Raw genomic sequence first — 16,453 nt, 5'->3', positions numbered from 1 at the left:
GGTGTTTGTCGTTTGGTTATGAGATCAGGTTTCGGGGCTGCCGCCGGTTTCTGTGGTCGGATCAGTTGCGCCTGCGGCGGGGAAACCGCCCGCCGCAGGCGCAACTGAGCCGCACACAACAACCGGGCGGCACACAGACACCGGGCCCCACAGAACGCACCCCGGGCGTCAGTCCAACGCCGCGCGGAAGCCGGACCCGTTGACGAGGATGCCCCCGTCGACGGGGAGCGTGAGGCCCGTGATCCAGGACGCGTCCTGGGAGGCGAGGAACGCGACGGCCGCCGCGATGTCGTCGGGCTCGCCGACCCGCCCGAGGGGGTACACCCCGGCGAGGCGGTCGAGGGCCTCGTCGCGCCCCGCCCACGCGGGCGTCCGCACCGTGCCGGGGGCGACGAGGTTGACCCGGACGCCGCGCGGGGCGGCGTGCACGGCCAGCGTGCGGGTCAGCGACGCGAGGCCCGCCTTGGCGGCGCTGTAGGCGTGGTTGCCGAAGTTCATGTGCCCGTTGACGGAGCCGATGCTGACGATCGCCCCGCGCCCGCCCGCCTGCGCCAGCAGCGGCAGCGCCGCGCGGGCGCAGCGCATGGCCCCGGTGAGGGTGACCTCCAGGTCCTCGTACCACTCCGCGTCGGGGAGGTCCTCGAACCGCGGGGGGTCCACGTGGCAGGCGTAGGCGTTGTTGACGAGCACGTCGAGCCGCCCGAAGCGCTCGGCGGCGTACGCCATGGCGGCGTCCACCGCGGCCTGGTCGACGACGTCGCACGCCACCGCCGCGGCCCGGCCGCCGGTCTCCTTGCCGAGGGCCTCTGCCGTCGCGGCGGCACGCTCCCCGTCCAGGTCGGCCAGCAGGACGTCCGCGCCCTCGGACATCAGGCGCCGGGCGGTCGCCGCGCCGATGCCCTGGGCGCCTCCGGTGACGACGGCGACGTGTCCCTCGAACCTGCGCATGGCGTCATCCCCCGCGGGCGAGCGATGTTGAGAGGCGCTGCCCTCTCGCCTCCTTACTCGCGCGTAGCGTAACGTGCCTGCACACCAAAGGGGAGCGGAAAGGCACACCATGGCGCTGGACGCGGACGTCATCGTCGTCGGAGCGGGGCTGGCCGGTCTGGTCGCGACGGCCGAGCTGGCCGACGCGGGCCGCAAGGTCCTCCTGCTCGACCAGGAGCCGGAGAGCAACCTCGGCGGTCAGGCGTTCTGGTCCTTCGGCGGGCTGTTCCTCGTCGACTCCCCCGAGCAGCGCCGGATGCGGATCAAGGACAGCCGCGAACTCGCCCTGCAGGACTGGATGGGGACCGCCGGCTTCGACCGTGCCGAGGACCACTGGCCGCGCAAGTGGGCCGAGGCGTACGTGGACTTCGCCGCCGGCGAGAAGCGGTCCTGGCTGCACGCGCAGGGGATACGGTTCTTCCCGGTGGTCGGCTGGGCGGAGCGCGGGGGCTACCTCGCCACCGGGCACGGCAACTCGGTGCCCCGCTTCCACATCACCTGGGGCACCGGGCCGGGTGTCGTGGCACCGTTCGTCCGCCGGGTACGGGAGGCGGTCGCCAAGGGGCTGGTGGAGCTGCGTTTCCGGCACCGCGTGACGGCGCTGACGACGACGGGCGACGCGGTGGACGGCGTGGCGGGCGAGGTCCTGGTGGACAGCGACGCCGAGCGCGGCCAGGCGAGTTCGCGGGAGATCCGCGCGGAGTTCCAGCTCAGGGCGCAGGCGGTGGTCGTCACCTCGGGCGGGATCGGCGGCAACCACGACCTGGTGCGCAAGGCCTGGCCGGAGCGGCTGGGCACGCCGCCGCGCAAGCTGCTGTCGGGCGTTCCGGCACACGTGGACGGCCTGATGCTGGGGATCGCCGAGGCGGCCGGGGCACACCTGATCAACGGCGACCGGATGTGGCACTACACCGAGGGCATCGAGAACTGGAACCCGATCTGGGCCAGGCACGGCATCCGCATCCTGCCGGGGCCGTCCTCCCTGTGGCTGGACGCGACCGGCAAGCGCCTGCCGGTGCCGCTCTTCCCGGGCTTCGACACCCTGGGGACGCTGGAGCACATCATGCGCTCCGGGCACGAGTACACGTGGTTCGTCCTCACCCAGAAGATCATCGAGAAGGAGTTCGCGCTGTCGGGCTCCGAGCAGAACCCGGACCTGACCGGCAAGAGCGTGCGCGACGTGCTCAAGCGCGCGCTGCCGGGCGCGCCGGGCCCGGTCGAGGCGTTCAAGGAGCACGGCGTCGACTTCGTCGTCGAGGACGACCTGGCGGCGCTGGTGCGCGGCATGAACGCGATCACCAAGGACGACCTGATCGACGAGACGGCGCTGCGCCGCGAGATCGAGGCCCGCGACCGCGAGATCACCAACACCTTCACCAAGGACCTGCAGGTCACCGCGATCCGCGGGGCCCGCAACTACATCGGCGACAAGCTGATCCGCACCGCGGCGCCGCACCGGCTGCTGGACCCGAAGGCGGGCCCGCTGATCGCCGTACGGCTGAACATCCTGACCCGCAAGTCGCTCGGCGGGATGGCGACCGACCTGGACGCGCGGGTGCTGCGCGCCGACGGCGAGCCGCTGCCCGGGCTGTACTCGGCGGGTGAGGCGGCCGGCTTCGGCGGCGGCGGGGTGCACGGCTACCGCTCGCTGGAGGGGACCTTCCTCGGCGGCTGCATCTTCTCCGGCCGTACGGCGGGCCGCGCGGCGGCGAAGGCGACCGCCTGACCGCTTCCCCGGACACCCCTTGGCGCTGCCGCGCCGTGCCGACCCCGGTCCTGACCGGTCGCGGGCGGGAGGCACCATGGGAGGAGCAACAACGGCGGCGCATGGTGGGAGCACGGGCTGTGGTGGACGTCCACGGGGCAGTGACGGAAGGCTTCGAGCCGGTCCGGGAGGCCTTCGTCCGGAACTTCGAGGAGCGGGGCGAGCGCGGCGCGGCCGTCGCGCTGTACCGGGACGGCCGCAAGGTCGTGGACCTGTGGGCGGGCTCCGCCGACGGGGACGGGGACGGGGGCGCGCCCTGGGTGCAGGACACCGCGCAGGTGGTGCGCTCGGCGACGAAGGGCGTGGCCGCGGCGTGCCTGCTCCTGCTGCACCAGCGGGGCCAGCTGGACCTGGACGCGCCCGTCGGCACGTACTGGCCCGAGTTCAAGACCGCCGGCAAGGAGCGGGTCACGTTCCGCGACGCGCTGGCGCACCGGGCCGGTGTGCCGGCGCTGGACACCCCGCTGAGCCCGGGCCAGGCGCAGGACGGCAGCAGCGGACCGCGGGCGCTCGCGGCCCAGGCCCCGTTCTGGGCACCGGGGACGGACCACGGCTACCACGCGCAGACCTACAGCTGGCTGATCGGCGAGCTGGTGCAGCGGGCGAGCGGCGGCCGGTCCATAGGACGCTACGTGGCGGAGGAGATCGCCCGCCCGCTCGGCCTCGACCTGTGGGTCGGGCTGCCCGCGGGCGAGGAGCGCCGCGTCGGGCGGATCGCCGCCGTGGAGACCCCGCCGCCGCCGGCCGCGGCCGGGCTGCGGGCGCGACCCAAGCGGAACGTGACCGAGGCGTACGAGGACCCGTCGTCGCTGACCCGGCGCGCGTTCGGCGCGATCGACCCGCTGCCGGACGAGAACGACCCCGCGTACCACGCGGCGCAGCTGCCGGCCTCCGGCGGGATCGCCACCGCGCGCTCGCTGGCCCGCTTCTACGCCGCGCTGATCGGGGAGGTCGAGGGCCCGGGGGCGCGGCTCTTCGCCCCGGCGACGCTCACCTCGGCACGCACCCCGGAGTCGGAGGGCCCGGACCGCGTGCTGGTGGTGAACACCCGCTTCGGCCTGGGCTTCATGCTGCACGGCCCGGCCGCCCCGCTCCTGTCCCCCGGCTCCTTCGGCCACCCCGGCCGCGGCGGGTCGCTGGGCTTCGCGGACCCCGGCGAGGCCGTGGCCTTCGGATACGTCACCAACGGCATGCAGAAGAACGTCACCGCCGATCCCCGCGCCCAGGCACTGGTCCGCGCGGTACGGGAGTGCCTGCGCTGACGCGGACCGGAAAAGTTGCCCGGGCTCCGGGAGCCGCGAACGATGGATGAGTGAGCGACGCCGCATACCTCCGGTTTCCGCATGTTCACGGCGAGCGGCTCTGTTTCGTCGCCGAGGACGACATCTGGGTCGCGCCCCTGGACGAGGGGCGCGCGTGGCGGGTGACGGTCGACCGGATCCGGGTCGGGCATCCGCGCTTCTCGCCCGACGGCTCCGTGATCGCCTTCAACAGCTGGCGTTCCCTCGACCCCGAGGTGTACGTCGCGCCGGTCGAGGGCGGCCCGGCCCGCCGGCTGACCTACTGGGGCAGCACCGACACGCGCGTGCGCTCATGGACGCCGGACGGCCGGATCCTGGCGGTCTCGTCGCACGGCGAGCCGTTCTCGCACTACACGTGGGCCTACGCGATCCCCGACGAGGGCGGCCCGGGCAGCCGTCTGCCCTGGGGCCCGGTGTCGGACATCGCCGTGGACGACAGCGCCGGCGGCGAGCACCGGACGCTGCTGCTGACGGCGACCGCGCCGCACGAACCGGCCTCGTGGAAGCGGTACCGGGGCGGGGCGACGGGGCGGCTGTGGCTGCAGTGCCGGCGGCTGGTGCCGGAGGTCGACGGCCACCTGGAGTCGCCGATGTTCGTGGCGGGGCGCATCGCCTTCCTCTCCGACCACGAGGGCGTCGGCAACCTGTACTCCTGCCTGCCGGACGGCACGGACCTGCGGCGGCACACCGACCACGCCGACTTCTACGCCCGCAGCGCCGCGACCGACGGCACGCGCGTGGTCTACCAGTGCGCGGGTGAGGTGTGGCTGGTCGACGACCTCGGCCTGGGGTCGGTGCCGCACCGCGTCGCGGTCGACCTCGGCGGCCCGCGCGCCGGCCGGCGCCCGTACCAGGTCCCGGCCTCGGCGTACCTGGACGGGCTGGCCGTGGACCGCACCGGCCGCGCCAGCGCGGTGTGCGTGCGCGGCAGCCTGTACTGGCTCACCCACCGCGACGGGCCCGCGCGCACCATCTCCGACGTGCCCGGGTCGCGGGTCCGGCTGCCGGTCATGCTGGGCGACACCGGGCGGATCGCCTTCGTCACCGACGCCGAGGGCGAGGACGCCATCGAGATCGCCGCGCTGCCGGGCCGCCCCGCGGCGCTGGCCGCGGCCGACATCGCCGACGCCGACGACGCCGTCGCACAGGCGTTGCGGTCCGTGGAGGAGGAGGCGGAGGACGAAACGGCGCAGGACCCGGCGTCCACCGAGGGGCAGACGCTGCCGCGGCCCCCGTGCCGCAGCGGCGGCACGCGGCTGGCGTGCGGGCTGCTCGGCCGCGTCCACGAACTGGTGCCCTCGCCCGACGGCCAGATCCTCGCCGTCGCCTCCCACGACGGGCGGCTGCTCATGGTCGACGCGGAGTCGGGCGTCGTGGCCGAGCTCGTCCGCTCCACCAACGGCCCCGTCCGTGACCTGTCCTTCTCCCCGGACTCCAACTGGATCGCCTGGTCCCACCCGGTCATCGGCCGTTCGCTGCGGAAGATCCGGATCGCCCGGCTCAGCCCGGACCCGGAGACCGGCAAGCACACCCTCATCGACGTCACCAACGGCCGTTTCGAGGACGAGCAGCCGGTCTTCACCCGCGACGGCCGCTACCTGGCCTTCCTGTCCTGGCGCGGCTTCGACCCGGTGTACGACGTGCACACCGGCGACCTGTCCTTCCCGCTGGGCTGCCGCCCGCACCTGGTGCCGCTGCACTCGGCGACGCCCTCGCCCTTCGCGCTGCCCGTGGAGGGCCGCCCGCCGGGGGGCGGGCTGGACCCGACCGGCTTCGCCGAGGGGCCGCTGGCGGTGGAGGCGGCCGGACTGCCGATGCGGGTGACGCCCTTCCCGGTGCCCGCCTCCAAGTACAGCTCGCTGGAGGCGGTGCGGGGCGGGCTGACCTGGTTGCGCTGGCCGATCTCCGGCGCGCTCGGCGAGACCTTCGTCAATCCGACCGACCCCTCCGCGCGCCCCACGCTGGAGTACTTCGGCCTGGCCAAGTCCAAGCGGGTCGAGCTGGTGCGGCACATGGACTGGTACCGGGTCAGCGGCGACGGCACGCAACTGGTGGTCTTCGACGAGGGCGACCTGACCGTGGTCCCGGCGTACGAGCCGGGCGACCTGGACTCCACCGTCTACATCGACATGCGCCGGATCCTGCACGAGGCGAACCCGCCCGCCGAGTGGCGGCAGGCGTTCGACGAGGCCGGGCGGATCATCCGCGACTACTTCTGGGCGCCGGACATGTGCGGCATCGACTGGCCGGCGATCCTCGACCAGTACCGTCCGCTGGTCGAACGGGTCGCCACCCCGGACGAGTTCGCCGACCTGCAGCGCGAGGTCCTGGGCGAACTGGGCACCTCGCACGCGTACGTGGCGCCCGCCCGCCGCAGCGAGGGGCCGCCGCACTACCAGCGGCCGATCGGGCTGCTCGGGATCAACTTCGTCCACACCAAGGACGGCCGGTGGGTGCTCGCGCGCATCCTGCCCGGCGAGTCCTCGGACTCCAGGGCCCGTTCTCCGCTGGCCGGCACCGGCGTCCTGGAGGGCGCGACGCTCACCCACGTCGACGGCCGTGCCGTCGACCCGGTCGCCGGACCCGGTCCGCTGCTGTCGGCCGCGGGCGGCACCACGGTGGAGCTGACCTTCACCCCGCCCGACGGCGGACATCCGCGCCGGGTCGCGGTGGTGCCGCTGGTGGACGAACGGCCGCTGCGCTACCAGGACTGGGTGGCCAAACGACGCGCGGTCGTCCGGGCGTTGAGCGAGGGCAGGTGCGGCTACCTGCACATCCCCGACCTGGGGGGCTCGGGCTGGGCGCAGTTCAACCGCGACCTGCGCATCGAGATCGTCCACCCGGCGCTCATCGTCGACGTGCGCGGCAACGCGGGCGGCAACATCAGCGACCTGGTGGTGGAGAGCCTGACCCGCAAGATCCTCGGCTGGGACCACACCCGGCACGCGCAGCCGGTGAGTTACGCGGGCAACGCCCCGCGCGGGCCGATCGTGGCGCTGGCGGACGAGGCGACGGCCTCCGACGGCGACATGATCACCGCCACGTTCCGGCTGCTGGGCATCGGCCCGGTGGTGGGCCACCGCACCTGGGGCGGCGTGGTCGGCATGACCGGCCGGCACCGGCTGGGCGACGGCACGGTGATCACGGTGCCGATGAACGCCGCCTGGTTCGAGGCCTACGGCTGGTCGGTGGAGAACTACGGCGTGGAGCCGGACATCCCGATCATCCGCACCCCGCTGGACTGGGCGGAGGGCCGCCGCACCGACCTGGAGGTCGCCGTGCAGACGGCACTCGACCTGCTGGAGAAGCACCCGGCCTCCACACCGCCCGATCTGTCCGACCGCCCGGACCGGCGTCGGCCCCCGCTCCCCCCGCGTCCTTGAGTCCCTCCCCCGTCAGGGACGACGGAAGGGGCGCGCCCTGAACGGGCGCGCCCCTCCACGCTCACGCCTGGACCACGCGGGTCAGCTGTCCCGGTCCTGCCGCTCGTCGATCTCCTCCAGCGAGCGCTGGCGGTCGCCCTTGGGCATCGACTGCGGGGACGTCCTGGACGGCTGGCCGTGGCCGGGCTCGCGGTGCTGCTGCTTGCCCTGCTGGCGCATCGGCTCGCCTGCCGTGCCCGGAACGCGCTCGCGGGTCTGGCCGATGCGCTCCTGGGACTGGGGCTGAGCCTGCGGGCGGTTCTGCTGCCCGGCCTTGTTTCGCGTGGGGTCGTTCTTGCCCATGATCACTCCTTCGTGATGTATGGAATGGGCCTCGACCAGGCTGACACGGCCGGACACAGTACGCATTTCGGACGAACGCGTTCCGTGAACAGCGCTGGTCAGACGGGTCTTTCCGACCGGGCCCGCTCGTCCGCGGCGCCGCCGCGGCCGACGAGTCCGTGCCGGATGCCGCCCGCGGCGGCGATCCTCGGCTCCAGGCGGCGCATTTCGCGCTGCCCCAGGGCACCCCCGATAAGGCCCGGCAAGTACCCGCGCACGGACTGCATTCCACGCAGCCACCACTGGGCGTAGACGTGCGGCGAGCGGCGGGCGATCCCGTCCGCGATGCGCTCGACCGCCGGCTCCAGCGGGTAGGTGCGGTTGGCCGGCCAGGGCAGCCGTGCGCGGGCCTCGCGCATCACCTCGTCCTCGTCGGCGCCGCGCACCATGTCGGTGTCGGTCCAGCTCAGGTACCCCACACCGACCTTGACGCCCTTGACGCCGACTTCGGCGCGCAGGCAGTGCGCGAAGGACTCCACCCCCGCCTTGCTCGCGCAGTACGCGGTCATCAGCGGCGCCGGGGTGATCGCGGCGAGCGAGGCGATCTGCAGCAGGTAGCCGCGCGAGGCGAGCAGGGCGGGCAGGAACGCGCGGGCGGTGACCACGCTGCCCAGCAGGTTGACCTGGATGACGCGCTCGAAGTCGGCGGGGTCCACGTCGAGGAACGGACCGCCGGTCGCCACACCGGCGTTGGCGACGACGACGTCGACGCGGCCGTAGCGCTCGACGACCTCCCCGGCCACCCGTGCCATGGCCTCCCGGTCAGTGACGTCGGCCGTCCAGTACCCGGTGTCGGGGCCGATCTCCGCGGCGACGCGCTTCAGTTCGTCCGGCTCCAGCCCCACCAGCGCCAACCGGGCGCCGCGCGCGGCGAGTTTACGGGCCAGCAGCGACCCCACCCCGCGGGCGGCACCGGTCACCACCGCGACCTGCCCGTTCAGCGACCTGCTCATGCCGTCTCCTCCTTGACCTGGGCCCCGGGCCGCAGGTGGTCCTCTACGAGGGTGCGTACGACGCCCGCCACCGCGGCCGGTGCCTCCAGCGGCGTCATGTGGCCGAGGCCCGGCAGTTCGGTGAGCCCGGCGAACCGGGAGAGCCGGGCGGCCATGCCGTGCGCGTGCGCCGGCGGGGTGAGCTTGTCGGCGCCGCCCACGAGCACGGCGGTGGGCGCGCGCAGCGCGCGGACGCCCGCGTCCAGGTCGAGCCCGGCCAGCACCCGGCCCCACGCCGCGCGCTGCCGGCGCCCGCAGGCGTGCACGATGCGGGCGGTGGCGGCCACCAGCTCCTTGCTCGACGCCGCGCCCAGGATCCCGTACTTGAGCGCGGCCCGGGTCACCGCGGACTGCGGGCCGAGCGGCGCCGAACTGACCAGCAGGAAGCGGTGGAAGGCGTCGCGCACCCGCTTGCTGCGCACCCGCGGGGGCAGCACCGCCGCCTCGGCGAGCAGCCGCCCGCTGCCGGTGCTGGCCAGCAGCACCGCGGCCGTGCGGGTCTGCACGGCGGCGCGGTCGCCGGCCGCCATCGCGGTCATCCCGCCCATGGAGTGGCCGACCAGCACCACCTTCTCGTCGCCCTCGACGACGGCCTCCAGGACCGCGGTGAGGTCGTCAGCGAGCGCGCCGGTGCCGTAGCCGCCGCGGCGCGGGGTCCCGCTGGCGCCGTGGCCGCGCTGGTCGTACGCCACGACCCGGTACTCCCCGGCGAGTTCGTGGATGAGCGGGGCCCAGAAGAGGGTCCTGCACGTCCAGCCGTGGATCAGCACCACGGTGGGCGCCGTGCCGGCCTCGGGGCCGTACTCCTCCACGTGGATCGCGGTGCCGTCCGCGGACCGCACGCGGTGCGTGCGCCGGGCGGCCGGGAGGTCGAAGACGGACGCGGTCACGAGGCCACCTCCACGCGCTCGGTGCGCTCCCCGGGGGCACCGGCGGGCACGATCTCGTACTCCTGCAGTTCCAGCCGGCGCGTGGCGCGCCGGAACTCCGAGGTCGTCCCGGGCCAGACGGTGGTGTTGCGGCCCTGGTCGTCCAGGTACCAGCTGACGCAGCCCCCGGTGTTCCAGACCGTGCGCGCCATGCGGCGCTGCAGTTCCTCGTTCCAGGACCGCACGGCCTCCGGGCGGGCGTCGAGCGCGGCGGCGCCGGTGGTGTCCAGGGCGCGCAGGTACGCGGCGACGTAGTTCAGCGAGGACTCGATCATCAGGATCATCGAGCTGTTCCCGAGGCCCGTGTTGGGTCCGATGACGAACAGCAGGTTGGGGAAGCCGTCGACGGTGCAGCCGCGCAGCGCGGCCATGCCGTCCTTCCAGTGCTCGGTCAGCGAGCGGCCGTCGGCGCCGAACACCCGCTCGCCGATGGGCATGTCGGTGACGTGGAAGCCGGTGCCGAAGACGATGGCGTCGGCCTCGCGCTCGGTGCCGTCGGCCATGACGAGGGTCGAGCCGCGCACCTCCTTCAGCGCGGAGGCGACGACCTCGGTGTTGGGCCGCGCGAGCGCCGGGTAGTAGTCGTTGGACAGCAGGATGCGCTTGCAGCCGATCCGGTAGTCGGGGGTCAGCCTGGCCCGCAGCGCCGGGTCCTTGACGGCCTTGCGCAGGTGCGCGGCCGCCATGGCCTGGGCGCCGCGCATCATCGCCGGGCGCTTGGTGAACGCGCCGACCTGGAACTCGCGGATCAGCCAGAGCAGTCCGCGCCGCGCCCTGGCGGTGGCCGGCACCTTGCCGTGCAGCCACTGCTCGGCCCGGCTGATCCCGCGGTCCATGCGTGGCATCACCCACGGGGGCGTCCGCTGCACCACGGTCAGGCGCTCCACCTCGGGCTGGATGGCGGGCACGATCTGGATGGCCGACGCCCCGGTGCCGACCATGGCGACCCGCTTGCCCTTGAGGTCGAAGTCGTGGTCCCACTGCGAGGAGTGGAAGACCTTCCCCGGGAAGGCGTCGAGACCGGGGACGTCCGGCAGCTTGGGGTCGGACAGCGGCCCGGTGGCCGAGACCACGACGTCGGCGGTGAGTTCGCCGCGGGAGGTGGTGATGCGCCAGTGCCGGGCGCCGGCCTCCCAGCGGGCCTCGGTGACCTCCGTGCCGAGGCGCAGGTGCGGGCGGAGGCCGAAGGTGTCCGCGACCCTTTCCAGGTAGGCCCGGATGTGCGGCTGGCCGGAGAAGGTGCGCGGCCACTGCGGGTTCGGCGCGAAGGAGAACGAGTACAGGTGCGAGGGCACGTCGCAGGCGCACCCCGGGTAGCTGTTGTCCCGCCACGTCCCGCCGACGGAGTCCCGGCGCTCCAGGACGACGAAGTCGGTGATCCCCTCGCGTCGCAGCCGTACGGCGGCGCCGAGTCCGCCGAACCCCGATCCGATCACCGCAACCCGCACGTGTTCGCTGTGTCCGGCCATACCGCCGCCTCTCGGTGCCGCCCCTTGCCGAATCGCGCCAGTGTTCACTGGCACGGTTCGGAGCGTAGACCAGAAGGCGTTACCAGCGGTAGAGGGCGGACCGCGCGATGTGACGCGCACACCGCATAGGCTGATCGGCGTGGCGACGCACGAGCGCGAGTACCGGATGGACGAGTTGGCCGAAGCGGCCGGGGTCCCGGTGCGTACCGTCCGCTTCTACCGGGAGCGCAAGCTGCTCCCGGCGCCGCGCCGCGAGGGCCGCATCACCTGGTACAACGACCACCACCTGGCCCGGCTGCGGACCATCACGGCCCTGCTGGAACGGGGCCACACCCTCGGCGGCATCGCCGAACTGATGGACGCCTGGGAGAGCGGCCGCCGCGACGTCGGCGAACTGCTCGGCCTGGACCCGGGACTGCCCACCCGCTGGTCGGAGGAGGAGCCGCTGCGGCTCACCCCGGAGGGCCTCGCCGACCACTACGGCGACCAGGCCACCGCGGAGAACCTGGCCACCGCCCTGGACATCGGCTACCTCGCCGTGGACGGCGATGACGTCGTCCACGTCAGCCGCCGGCTGCTGGAGGCCTCGGCCGCTCTGGTCAGGGAGGGCGTCCCGCTCGCCGAGGTGCTCGCCGCGGGCCGCGCCATGCGGGGCCGCATGGACCTGCTCGCCGAGCTCTTCGTCGAGCTGGCCCGCACCTACGTCCTGCCGGACGCGGAGGCCGACCTGCAGTCCGGCGACACCACCCGGCTGAGCGAGGCGATCGCCCGGCTGCGCCCCCTGGTGCAGGCCGTCGTCGAGGCGGAGCTCGCCCTGGCGATCGACCGCAGGCTGCGCGAGGAGCTCAAGCGGTAGCGGACGCCGACGCATAGCCCGTACGGGCGTGTGGCCGGGCGGCACCGGCGGGCCCGCGCGAGGGTGGAGCCATGGCCGTCACCGTCCCCACCGCCGGCCGGCCGCCCGCCCTGAGCCGCCGCCAGACCAACGTCGTCTTCGTGACGATCGTGCTCGGCCTGCTGCTGGCGGCCCTGGACCAGACGATCGTCTCCACCGCGCTCCCGACGATCGTCGCGGACCTCGGCGGCGCCGGGCACATGGCCTGGGTGGTCACGGCCTACCTGCTGGCGGAGACCGTCTCCACCGTACTGGTCGGCAAGTTCGGCGACCTGTTCGGCCGCAAGGTCGTCTTCCAGGTCAGCGCGGTCGTCTTCGTCGCGGGCTCCGTCTTCGCGGGCGCCGCCACCAGCATGCTCATGCTGATCGTCGCCCGCGCCGTCCAGGGCATCGGCGGCGGCGGGCTCATGGTCACGGCAATGGCCCTGATCGCCGACGTCATCCCGCTGCGCGAGCGCGGCAAGTACCAGGGCGCGCTGGGCGCGGTCTTCGGGGTCACGACGGTCGTCGGCCCGACGCTGGGCGGTCTGTTCACCGACCACGCCACCTGGCGCTGGTGCTTCTACGTCAACGTCCCCGTCGCGATCGTGATGGTCGTGATGGCCGCCCGTACCGTCCCCGTCGTCCGGGCCGCCGTCCGCCCCGTCGTCGACTACGCGGGCATCGCGCTGGTCGCCCTGGGCGCCTCGGGACTGGTGCTCGCCCTGGAGTGGGGCGGCAGCCAGTACGCCTGGGACTCCGCCGTCGTGGTCGGGCTGTTCGTCTCCTCGGCCGTGCTGCTGACCGCGTTCGTCCTGGTCGAGCTGCGCGCGAAGGAGCCGATGCTCCCCATGCACCTGTTCCGCAACCCGGTCTTCGTCGTGTGCTCGCTGCTCAGCTTCATCGTCGGCTTCGCGCTGCTGGGCGCGCTCACCTACCTGCCGACCTACCTCCAGTTCGTCGACGGGGTCTCCGCCACCGAGTCCGGGGTCCGCACCCTCCCGCTCGTCGCCGGACTGCTCGGCACGTCCATGGCCTCCGGCACCGTCATCGGCCGCACCGGGCGCTACAAGGCCTTCCCCATCGCGGGCACCGCCGTCATGGCGCTCGGCCTGTACCTGATGTCCACCATGGACCGGGCGACCGGGCCGTGGCTGGAGTCCCTGTACATGCTCGTCTTCGGCCTCGGCATCGGCCTGGCCATGCAGGTCCTGACGATCGCCGTCCAGAACACCGTCGCGTACGCGGAACTGGGCACCGCCACCTCCGGGGTGACCTTCTTCCGCACCCTCGGCAGCGCCTTCGGCACCGCCGTCTTCGGCACCCTGTACGGCAACCGGCTCGGCCCCGCCCTGTCCGCCGCCCTCGCCGAGGTGCCCGGCGTCCCGGCCGCCGCGGCGCAGGACCCGCAGGCCCTGCGGGCGCTCCCGCCCGACCGGGCCGCCCCGATCGTCGACGCCTACGCCGACACGATCCAGCACGTCTTCCTGTGGGTCGCCCCGGTGGCCCTGGCCGGTTTCGTCATCGCCTGGTTCCTCAAGGAGGTGCCGCTGCGCGACAGCGCCCGCGCCGGCGCCTCGGACATGGGCGAGGGCTTCTCCGCCCCCGACTCCCCCGACGCCGTCGTCCAACTGGAGCGTGCGGTCGCGGGCGTCATGCGCCGCGAACACGCCGCGGAGCCCGCCGTCGCCCTCCGCATCCTGGCCGACTCCGGTTCCCCACTCACCCCGGGCGAGGCCTGGGCGCTCGGGCAGATCCACTGGCGCGACCGCTTCCAGGGCGGCGCCTCATTGGACGCCGTCGCCCGCGCCCACCGCATGCCCGGCGAGGTCCTCGAACCCGCCTTCGCCAAGGTGGCCCGCGGCGGCTGGGCCCGCATGGACGGCGACGCCCTCGCCCTCACCGCGGCCGGCCGCGCCCAGCTCGACCTCCTCGCCGCGGCCTGGCGCCGCTGGCTGGACTCCCGGCTCGACGACTGGACGATCGCCGACCCCGCCGACCGTGTCCTGATGGACCGCGCCGTCGACAGCCTCGCCCGCAAACTCCTGGAGGAGAGCGAGGACGACCGCCACCCCGCGCCCGTGTAGGGGCCCGGTCCGTGGGGCGAAGGAATCGCCGCGCATCCGTAGGGTGGTCGTATGACGCTCGATCTCGATGCCTATCTCGCCCGCATCGGCTGGGCCGGTGAACGCCGCCCCACGGCGGAGGTGCTGCGGTCCGTGCACCGCGCCCACATGCTGGGCATCCCGTTCGAGAACCTCGACCCCGTCCTGGGCCGGGCGCCCTCGCTCGCGCTGCCCGACCTGGAGGCCAAGCTCGTCCACGGCCGGCGCGGGGGCTACTGCTACGAGCACAACACCCTGTTCGCCGCGGCGCTCACCGCCCTCGGGTTCCGGGTCACGCTGCTCACCGCACGCGTGCTGGTGGGGGCGAAGCCGGGGGACGTCCGCCCCCGTACGCACATGCTCATGCTCGCCGGGGTGCCCGGCGAGCCGGTGCCGTACGTGAGCGACGTCGGCTTCGGCAGCATCGGCGCCCTGCTGGAGCCGTTGCCGCTGGTGGCGGACGTGGAACTGCACGACGCGCCGCGCCGCCACCGGCTGGTCCACGCGCCGCACGACGGGCCGCTGGAACTGTGGAAGCTCCAGGCGTACCCGCCCGGCACCGGTGACGACGGCTGGGAGGACCAGTACGCCTTCACGGTGGAGCCCTTCCAGGCCCCCGACTACGAGGTCATCAACTGGCACGTGGCGACCAACCCGCGCTCCCCCTTCTCCCGCGGCGTCTACGCCCAGCGCACCACCGGCGACGCGCACCTGTCCCTGACCGGACGCCGCCTGACGGAGACCACGGCCGACGGCACCCGCAAGGAACGGCAACTGGCGGACGCGGACGAGGTGCTGCGGGTCCTGGCGGACGACTTCGCCGTACGGCTTCCGGAGGGGACGCGACTGCCGGAGTGACCCGGTGGCTACGACGCGTCCTTCCCCTCGGCGAGGGTGTGCGCCACCAGGGCGTTGGCGTGTCCGTGCCCGAGTCCGTGCTCGGCCTTCAGCCAGCCGACGAGCTCCATGTGCCGGGTCAGCGGGGAGGAGCGGATGAGCTCCTTCCACTCCTCGACCGGCCGGCCGTACTTCTTCTCAATCGACGGGAAGTAACTCGCCGGGCCCTTCACGTTTTCTGTCATGCCCGGTGGACCGCGCGGGCGCCGTGAATCCATCGACACCGTGGCGTGGCCTGCGTCACACCCGGTCCGCGATTCCCCGCGTCAGGTGAATTCCGCCGGTTCCCGGCGCGCCGCCGGCCGCCGCGTGCCTAGCGTGGCGCTGCGGGACGACGCCAGGGGAGCCGGACGGGGGTGGCCGCGTGACGGTCGAGGACAAGCGCTCGGTGAGCATGAGGATCTTCGGGGACCTGCTCAAGGCGCTGCGCGAGGGCCAGGGGCTCACCCTGGACGCGGTGGCGGCGCACACGGGCTACTCGAAGTCGCAGACCGTCAAGATCGAGTGCGGTGAGCGCATCGCCAGCACGGCGTTCATCGACAGGGCCGAGCAACTGCTGGGCTCACCCGGGGTGCTGAAGGCGGTGGCACCCCATCTGTCCCGGGAGAGGCTGCCCGTGGGGTACGGGGAGTACGCGGACGAGGAGGCCCGGGCGCTGAGCCTGGGCGCGTACGACTCCCATGTCGTCAACGGCCTGCTGCAGACCGAGGCCTACATGCGCGCGGTCTTCGCGGCCCGTTGTCCGGCCCTGGAGGAGGACGAGGCCGAGCGCTGGACCGAGGACCGGCTGGCCCGCCAGGCGCTGTTCACCCGCAAGCCGGTGTGCATGCTCTCCTTCGTCCTGGAGGAGTGGGTCCTGCGCCGCCCGACGGGTGGACCGGCCGTGATGAGGGAGCAGTTGCGGCACCTCGTCGAGGTGGGGCGGCGGCGCAACGTCCAGATCCAGGTGATGCCGGCACGCTACGGGACCCACGCCGGACTCGACGGCCCCTTCACCCTGCTGGAGAACCCCGAACGCCACCTGCTCGCCTACGCCGAGGGCCAGGCCGGGGGCCTGCTCACCGATGACCGGAAAAGGGCCGGTCTGCTCCACCAGCGCTATGGCATGATCCGGGCGCAGGCCCTCACGCCGGAGGACTCGGCCAAGGTGATCGAGCAGATTGCGGGTGAACTGTGAGCGCTCTCGTGTGGTTCAAGTCCCGTCACAGCGGCAGCGACGGCGGTCAGTGCGTCGAGGTGGCGGTCGGCCCGGCCGCCGTCCACGTACGGGACTCCAAGGACAGGTCCGGCCCGGTTCTGGCCTTCGAGCCGGACGCGTGGACCGCGTTCGTGGCCTTCGCCGGCCAATTGTCCGAGCCCCAAGGATAGTT

14 protein-coding genes are annotated in these 16,453 nt (G+C 73.5%); 8 read left to right on the top strand and 6 right to left on the bottom strand.

What is annotated here, in order from left to right; genetic code table 11:
- Positions 1–168: 168 nt before the first annotated feature.
- The gene (locus PV350_RS21120; protein WP_499512288.1) at positions 169–948 is read right to left on the bottom strand and encodes an SDR family NAD(P)-dependent oxidoreductase; all 780 of its coding nucleotides are present in this window, start codon (positions 946–948) and stop codon (positions 169–171) included.
- Between the two features lie 109 nt (positions 949–1,057).
- Here PV350_RS21120 and PV350_RS21115 point away from each other — a divergent pair, with 109 nt between their 5' ends.
- The 3 genes from PV350_RS21115 to PV350_RS21105 all read left to right on the top strand — a co-directional run bounded on the left by PV350_RS21115 (position 1,058) and on the right by PV350_RS21105 (position 7,436).
- Positions 1,058–2,713 (top strand): FAD-binding dehydrogenase, encoded by a 1,656-nt coding sequence (locus PV350_RS21115; RefSeq protein WP_499512289.1) that lies wholly within the window; start codon positions 1,058–1,060, stop codon positions 2,711–2,713.
- Between the two features lie 101 nt (positions 2,714–2,814).
- Positions 2,815–4,014 carry a serine hydrolase domain-containing protein gene (locus tag PV350_RS21110; protein ID WP_499512290.1) on the top strand — a complete coding sequence of 400 codons (1,200 nt, stop codon included), beginning with the start codon at positions 2,815–2,817 and terminating at the stop codon, positions 4,012–4,014.
- Between the two features lie 50 nt (positions 4,015–4,064).
- A complete protein-coding gene (locus PV350_RS21105) occupies positions 4,065–7,436 on the top strand; it encodes a S41 family peptidase (RefSeq protein ID WP_500335353.1) in 3,372 nt (1,123 codons plus the stop codon).
- 81 nt (positions 7,437–7,517) lie between these two features.
- Here the strand turns inward: PV350_RS21105 and PV350_RS21100 are convergent, their stop codons facing one another.
- The 4 genes from PV350_RS21100 to PV350_RS21085 all read right to left on the bottom strand — a co-directional run bounded on the left by PV350_RS21100 (position 7,518) and on the right by PV350_RS21085 (position 11,207).
- Positions 7,518–7,778, bottom strand: coding sequence for a hypothetical protein (locus PV350_RS21100; RefSeq protein ID WP_499512292.1), 261 nt, complete (start codon positions 7,776–7,778; stop codon positions 7,518–7,520).
- Between the two features lie 98 nt (positions 7,779–7,876).
- Positions 7,877–8,770, bottom strand: a complete 894-nt coding sequence (locus PV350_RS21095; protein WP_500335351.1) for an SDR family oxidoreductase — start codon at positions 8,768–8,770, stop codon at positions 7,877–7,879.
- The gene (locus PV350_RS21090; RefSeq protein WP_499512294.1) at positions 8,767–9,699 is read right to left on the bottom strand and encodes an alpha/beta fold hydrolase; all 933 of its coding nucleotides are present in this window, start codon (positions 9,697–9,699) and stop codon (positions 8,767–8,769) included. Before PV350_RS21090 ends, PV350_RS21095 begins: the two co-directional genes overlap by 4 nt.
- Positions 9,696–11,207 (bottom strand): flavin-containing monooxygenase, encoded by a 1,512-nt coding sequence (locus PV350_RS21085; RefSeq protein WP_499512295.1) that lies wholly within the window; start codon positions 11,205–11,207, stop codon positions 9,696–9,698. The genes PV350_RS21090 and PV350_RS21085 overlap by 4 nt, the downstream gene beginning before the upstream one ends.
- A 166-nt stretch (positions 11,208–11,373) precedes the next feature.
- Here PV350_RS21085 and PV350_RS21080 point away from each other — a divergent pair, with 166 nt between their 5' ends.
- The 3 genes from PV350_RS21080 to PV350_RS21070 all read left to right on the top strand — a co-directional run bounded on the left by PV350_RS21080 (position 11,374) and on the right by PV350_RS21070 (position 15,044).
- Positions 11,374–12,063, top strand: a complete 690-nt coding sequence (locus PV350_RS21080) for a MerR family transcriptional regulator (RefSeq protein WP_499516859.1) — start codon at positions 11,374–11,376, stop codon at positions 12,061–12,063.
- Between the two features lie 71 nt (positions 12,064–12,134).
- Entirely contained in the window at positions 12,135–14,168 is a 2,034-nt protein-coding gene (locus PV350_RS21075; protein WP_499512296.1) for an MDR family MFS transporter, read from the top strand.
- A 51-nt stretch (positions 14,169–14,219) separates the two neighbouring features.
- A complete protein-coding gene (locus PV350_RS21070; RefSeq protein WP_500335348.1) occupies positions 14,220–15,044 on the top strand; it encodes an arylamine N-acetyltransferase family protein in 825 nt (274 codons plus the stop codon).
- Between the two features lie 8 nt (positions 15,045–15,052).
- Here PV350_RS21070 and PV350_RS21065 read toward each other — a convergent pair whose 3' ends face one another.
- Positions 15,053–15,268, bottom strand: coding sequence for a DUF4287 domain-containing protein (locus PV350_RS21065; RefSeq protein ID WP_499512298.1), 216 nt, complete (start codon positions 15,266–15,268; stop codon positions 15,053–15,055).
- A 179-nt stretch (positions 15,269–15,447) separates the two neighbouring features.
- On the opposite strand from PV350_RS21065, the gene PV350_RS21060 reads away from it, so the two are divergent.
- Positions 15,448–16,260 carry a helix-turn-helix domain-containing protein gene (locus PV350_RS21060; protein ID WP_500335346.1) on the top strand — a complete coding sequence of 271 codons (813 nt, stop codon included), beginning with the start codon at positions 15,448–15,450 and terminating at the stop codon, positions 16,258–16,260.
- Entirely contained in the window at positions 16,257–16,451 is a 195-nt protein-coding gene (locus tag PV350_RS21055; protein ID WP_499512300.1) for a DUF397 domain-containing protein, read from the top strand. Before PV350_RS21060 ends, PV350_RS21055 begins: the two co-directional genes overlap by 4 nt.
- The last annotated feature ends 2 nt before the right edge of the window (positions 16,452–16,453 follow it).

The organism is Streptomyces sp. PA03-6a, from assembly GCF_033792765.1.
Classification (GTDB): domain Bacteria; phylum Actinomycetota; class Actinomycetes; order Streptomycetales; family Streptomycetaceae; genus Actinacidiphila.
The sequence above is the reverse complement of the archived record's forward strand: the minus strand, read 5'-3'. Positions and strand labels throughout refer to the sequence as shown.